5 protein-coding genes are annotated in these 5,486 nt (G+C 40.5%); all 5 read left to right on the top strand.

Translation table 11 applies throughout. From position 1 onward, the window contains the following. Positions 1-372 (top strand): glycosyltransferase family A protein (locus JHC35_RS06925; RefSeq protein WP_295043394.1); only part of this gene is annotated, 372 nt, incomplete at its 5' end. 4 nt (positions 373-376) lie between these two features. Beyond that, positions 377-1,477, top strand: a complete 1,101-nt coding sequence (locus JHC35_RS06930; RefSeq protein ID WP_295043397.1) for a glycosyltransferase — start codon at positions 377-379, stop codon at positions 1,475-1,477. A 2-nt stretch (positions 1,478-1,479) separates the two neighbouring features. Next, positions 1,480-2,598, top strand: coding sequence for a hypothetical protein (locus tag JHC35_RS06935; RefSeq protein WP_295043400.1), 1,119 nt, complete (start codon positions 1,480-1,482; stop codon positions 2,596-2,598). Next, entirely contained in the window at positions 2,595-3,728 is a 1,134-nt protein-coding gene (locus JHC35_RS06940) for a glycosyltransferase (protein ID WP_295043403.1), read from the top strand. Before JHC35_RS06935 ends, JHC35_RS06940 begins: the two co-directional genes overlap by 4 nt. Then, on the top strand, positions 3,728-5,486 hold a 1,759-nt coding region (gene asnB / locus JHC35_RS06945), incomplete at its 3' end, for an asparagine synthase (glutamine-hydrolyzing) (protein WP_295043406.1). The genes JHC35_RS06940 and asnB, both read left to right, overlap by 1 nt.

The raw sequence follows: 5,486 nt of genomic DNA on the forward strand, positions 1-5,486 counted from the left end.
ATACATATGATCTTTACTGTTTTTACACCAACCTACAACCGAGCACATACGCTTCCTGCAACATATGAAAGTTTGTGCCGTCAAACCTTTCGGGATTTTGAATGGCTTATTGTCGATGACGGATCATCTGATAATACTGAACAACTTGTCCAAGAGTGGATACAAGCTAATATCATTACAATTCGATACTATAAACAAATAAACGTAACCACTCACCTACCCACTAAAAGGGAACTAAAATTGCTGATAGCAAAACAAAACGTATTTGCTCGAAATATTCCTGCTGATATTCAATTTCTTATACTGCTGTCATATCCTTTTGGGTTAGCAAAATATTTAAGACAATCAGTAAGTAACTTTGGAGATAGTTAAAAATATGTCTGTTAAGAAACAAAAAATTCTGTTTATCGTTCCTTCTATGCGTGGGGGAGGGGCTGAGCGTGTAATGATGACTCTTCTAAATCATCTGGATCGTAGTAGATTTGATCCAATTTTGGCGTTGATCAAAAAAGAAGGGACATTATTGGACAAGCTCCCTTCTGATCTACCGATCATTGATCTGAATGCGCGGAATGCTCGGTATGCTATCATCAAAATCATTCGATTGGTATGGAGCGTTAAGCCCGACATTGTTTTTTCAACATTGGGCTATTTGAATCTTTTAATTGCTTTGATCAAAATATTTTTACCTCGAAATATCCGTTTGATCGCAAGAGAAGGCAGCATTCCTTCAGTACAAAATAAACGGGAAAAATATCCGAAAATATTTGATTGGTTGTATACAAATGTCTATTATCGTTTTGATTGTATCATCGCTCAGTCGCAGTATATGCGCAGGGATTTGATAGAAAATTTCAGCATTCCTGATGAAAAAGTGATTGTCATTAATAATCCAGTAGATATAGAGAGAGTGACAGTCCTCTCCGGAGAAATGGGTTACTCATATCCTGCTAATAAGATCAATCTTCTCGCAGTCGGGCGATTGAGCCATGAGAAAGGCTATGATTTGTTATTGCAAGCGATGAAGCTTTTGGGCGATCAATATCATTTAACATTTGTGGGGATTGGGCCTGAAGAGAGTAGGCTTTTGAAATTGAGCGAAAAATTAGAGTTACAAGAGAGAGTAACATTTATAGGCTTTCAGGATAATCCCTATGCGTGGATGAAAAATGCCGATTTGATGGTACTCTCATCAAGATATGAGGGGTTTCCAAATGTCGTTTTAGAAGCCAATGCTTGTGGAACACCCGTAATTGCTTTTGATTGCCCTGGAGGAACGGGCGAGATTATAGAAAATGGAGTAAACGGTCTTCTGGTAAAAAATGGTGATTCTGTTGCGATGGCAGATGCCATTCAGCGTTTTAGACTGATGACATGGAATGAAATGAAAATCAAAGTAAATATCTCTGAAAAATATAACATCAATTTTATAATGAATAAATATGAACAATTGTTTATAGCTAAAGTTAAGGAATAACATTGGATTTATTGATTAATTTTTCACAGTTTATGATATATATCCTATTAATACTTACAGTCTATAGGTTAAGGATTGTTCCTTCATGGATAGCTCTTTATCTTGCCTTTTTAGGTACTTCACCCTTTTGGTTCAATGGTTTTTTATTTCCACCTGAATACATGCCAGATCAATTTAAATATTTGAATGTTATCCAGTCTGTTCGAAACGTTAGTAATACGCCAGATGTGTCTTCTAATGTATTTTATTCTGGTTGGATAATGGCTTTTATACCGATACCGTTTGTATATAATGTGATAGGCGTCGCTTTTATTAATAAATTTATTTTTTTAATACTGTTTCTTTGGCTTTACAAGAAAAAATATCTGAGTGGAGTACCTTTGTTTTTTATTTTGTTTTATCCTGATTTGATTATGTATTCATCTTTGGCATTGAGAGATATCTTAATATTGACTTTTATGATTATTGGTACGGTCTTGCTTGTCCAAAAACGGTACATATTTGCACTTATTATGTTTTTGCCGTTACTATTAATAAAGTTTCAAAATTTTGCATTAATGATGATTTTGTGGATTATGTCAATAGCTTTTATGAGAGAGAAGTTTATAAAGAGCAAACATTCTATTCTTTATTTTAGCATGTTTTTTTTAGTAGTACTTTCAATATTTATTTTATTGGCTCCGTATGTTATTGAGCCATTAGATTTTTATCGCGGGGCTATGTCTGCTGAAGATGGTAATAGACCAGAAGACTATGTTTCATTGAGCGGAACAGGTGAACTATTGACTCTTGGTCTGACCAGTTCTATTTATTTTTTATTAAAACCTTTCTTTTTTGAAGCAGCTAATGCTTTACAATTAGTTCAATCTTTTTTGAACATTGGTGTTTTTGTTTTTTTAGCATGGTTTACTGTGAAATGCTATAAAATCAATAAATTTAAAACATTGTTTTGGCTTTCATTTTTAATGTTTAGTATGATAATTTATGGCTTGGTGGTTGTTAATTTTGGAACAGCAGCAAGGTATCGGTTTCCTTTTGTGGTGTTATATGTGATTGCTATTGGTGTTGATGTATATCAAAATCGAGTAATAAAAAGTCGTCAATTAAAGGTTAAAATTTGAAAATCATCCACATAATCACCTCCCTCAATGTTGGCGGAGCCGAACAAGCTCTTAAACGACTCCTGCTGACAACACCGGATGCACAGCGTAACACACTGGTCATCTCATTAAAAAATTTGGGCAAGATCGGCGAGGGGCTTCAAAGCCGTGGCTTTGAGGTAGTGGCGCTGAACATGCGAAGTTTTTTGGCTTTTCCTGTCGGAATTTTTCGTCTGTATCGTATCATCCGTCAGTTTCAACCCGATATCGTCCAAACATGGCTCTATCATGCTGATTTGATCGGTGGAGTGGTGGCGAAGATCGCGGGAGTGAAGTGTATCATTTGGGGTATTCGGACGACGGAGCTGGATAGCGGTTCAAAACTAACTGCTTGGATTCGTAAACTATTGGCACTGCTCTCGTATGTTATTCCTGCAAAGATTGTTTGTGTAGCCGAAGCTTCTAGAAACAAACACATCGCATTGGGTTACGATACCCCAAAAATGGTGATGATCGGTAACGGTTTTGAGTCAGAACAGCTGCAATCGTCACCGCAACAGAGATCTGAACTAAGATCATCGGTTTGTTTAAAGGATGAAGATATCGTTATCGGGACATTGGGACGGCTGAGCCAGGAGAAAGGGCAGGATGTATTTGTCCGCTCAGCTGGGATGATCGCACAGGAATATTCAAATGTCCGATTTTTGATGGTCGGACGAGGACTGGAACCTGTCGATGAGGCTCTCATGCAGTGGATCAATGCGATAGGATTTGCGGATCGGTTTGTATTGATGGGAGAGCGGCGTGACGTAGCCGTCGTCTTGAGTGCGATGGATATTTTTTGCTTGCCCTCACGCAGCGAGGGATTTCCGAACGTACTGGGCGAAGCGATGGCGATGGGCTTGCCGTGTGTCTCGACTGATGTCGGTGATGCTGGAGTACTGCTAGGTGATACTGGGATTTTAGTACAAAAAGATGATTATGAGGCATTAGCGGTCGGACTCAAACAAATGTTGGATATGTCGGAAGATGAGAGAACGGCATTGGGTGAACGTGCAAGGCTCAGAGTGCAAAACGAGTTTACTCTGGAACAGATGCGTAAGAAGTTCGAAGCGGTGTATACCGAATTATTAGCAAGTAAGGGTTTATAATGTGTGGAATAGTCGGATTTTTAGATAGCAGTTTTACGAAAGAGACAGCAACTGATATTTTGGGCAAGATGGCGTGTGCGATACTCCATCGGGGACCGGATGATATGGGAGTATGGTTTGATGAGAATGCGCAAATAGGGTTAGGGCATCGTCGTCTCTCTATCGTTGATCTCTCCCCTGCGGGGCATCAGCCGATGGCATCCTCACATGGACGTTTTGAGATGGCGTTTAATGGTGAGATTTATAATCATCTAAAATTGCGCGCAGAGCTGAAGCAAAAGGGTGCCATTGAATGGCGCGGGCATTCGGATACGGAAACATTGCTTGCTGGATTTGAGGCATGGGGGATCGAAGCGACGATCAAAAAATCAATCGGTATGTTTGCCATCGCCGTGTGGGATAACCAAAATCAGACGCTTACGCTGATTCGGGACCGAATGGGTGAAAAACCATTGTATTACGGTTGGCACAATGGGAGTTTGATATTCGGTTCTGAACTGCGAGCGCTTAAACAGCATCCGCTGTTTATCCCTCGTGTTGATCGAAATGCTCTTACTCTCTTGTTACGTTACAACACCATCCCAACCCCTTACTCGATTTATGAAGGGATCGGTAAACTTCCGCCGGGATGTTTGTTGACGGTACAATTGGGTGAAAAAGAGGGCGTTCTAACAACATATTGGTCAGGGATTGAAGCGGTAGAAAATGGTGTTACCAATCGTTTTAAGGGATCAGCAGACGAAGCAGTCAATGGCTTGGAAAGCTTGCTCATGGATGCCGTAGGGCAGCAGATGATGGCGGATGTACCACTGGGGGCATTTTTATCGGGTGGAGTCGATTCGAGTGCTATTGTCGCACTGATGCAGGCACAATCAGCCAATAAGGTAAAGACATTTTCGATCGGTTTTCATGAAAAAGGATACAACGAAGCCGAATTTGCAAAAGAGGTAGCCCGTCATTTGGGGACGGAACATACGGAGCTTTATGTGACCGCTCAGGATGCGTTGGAGGTTGTCCCAAGCTTACCGAAGTTGTACGATGAGCCTTTTTCAGATTCGTCTCAAATACCGACCTATTTAGTCTCAAAAATGGCAAAACAACATGTAACAGTCACTTTGTCTGGAGATGCAGGGGATGAGCTTTTCGGAGGTTATTCTCGTTACACAATGACCGATGGACTGTGGCACAAACTCTCAAAAGTTCCACTGGAACTAAGAAAGCTTCTAGGGCTGGGGATAAGTGCTATTTCTACCGAAACGCTTAATAGTGTTTTGTCGCTTACCCCTTTGGCTTCTCGCTATGCCAATATCGGTGATAAACTTCATAAGGGTGCGAATGTTTTAGGGAGTAAGAATATTTCAGAGCTTTATATGGGAATGGTATCACATGAACGCAATCCTGAGTCTTGGATTTTAAACTCCCATGAGCCAGAAATACTTTCAACAGGTTCAACTTCCCTCTTTAACGGTCTTAATCCGATAGAGACGATGATGGCGTTGGATATGCTCACCTATCTGCCTAATGATATACTGACCAAAGTAGATCGTGCGGCAATGGGGGTTTCGTTGGAGACTCGTGTGCCATTTTTGGATCATCGTGTAGTCGAGTTCGCATGGTCGTTGCCGTTGGAGTACAAACTGCGCAATGGTGTAGGTAAATGGGCTTTACGTGAAGTGCTGTACAAACATGTTCCGAAATCTCTCATCGATCGTCCAAAAATGGGTTTTGGTGTTCCTTTAGAAGAGTGGCTGCGATGGC

Origin of the sequence: Sulfuricurvum sp. (assembly GCF_022759005.1) — a bacterium.
GTDB lineage: Bacteria > Campylobacterota > Campylobacteria > Campylobacterales > Sulfurimonadaceae > Sulfuricurvum.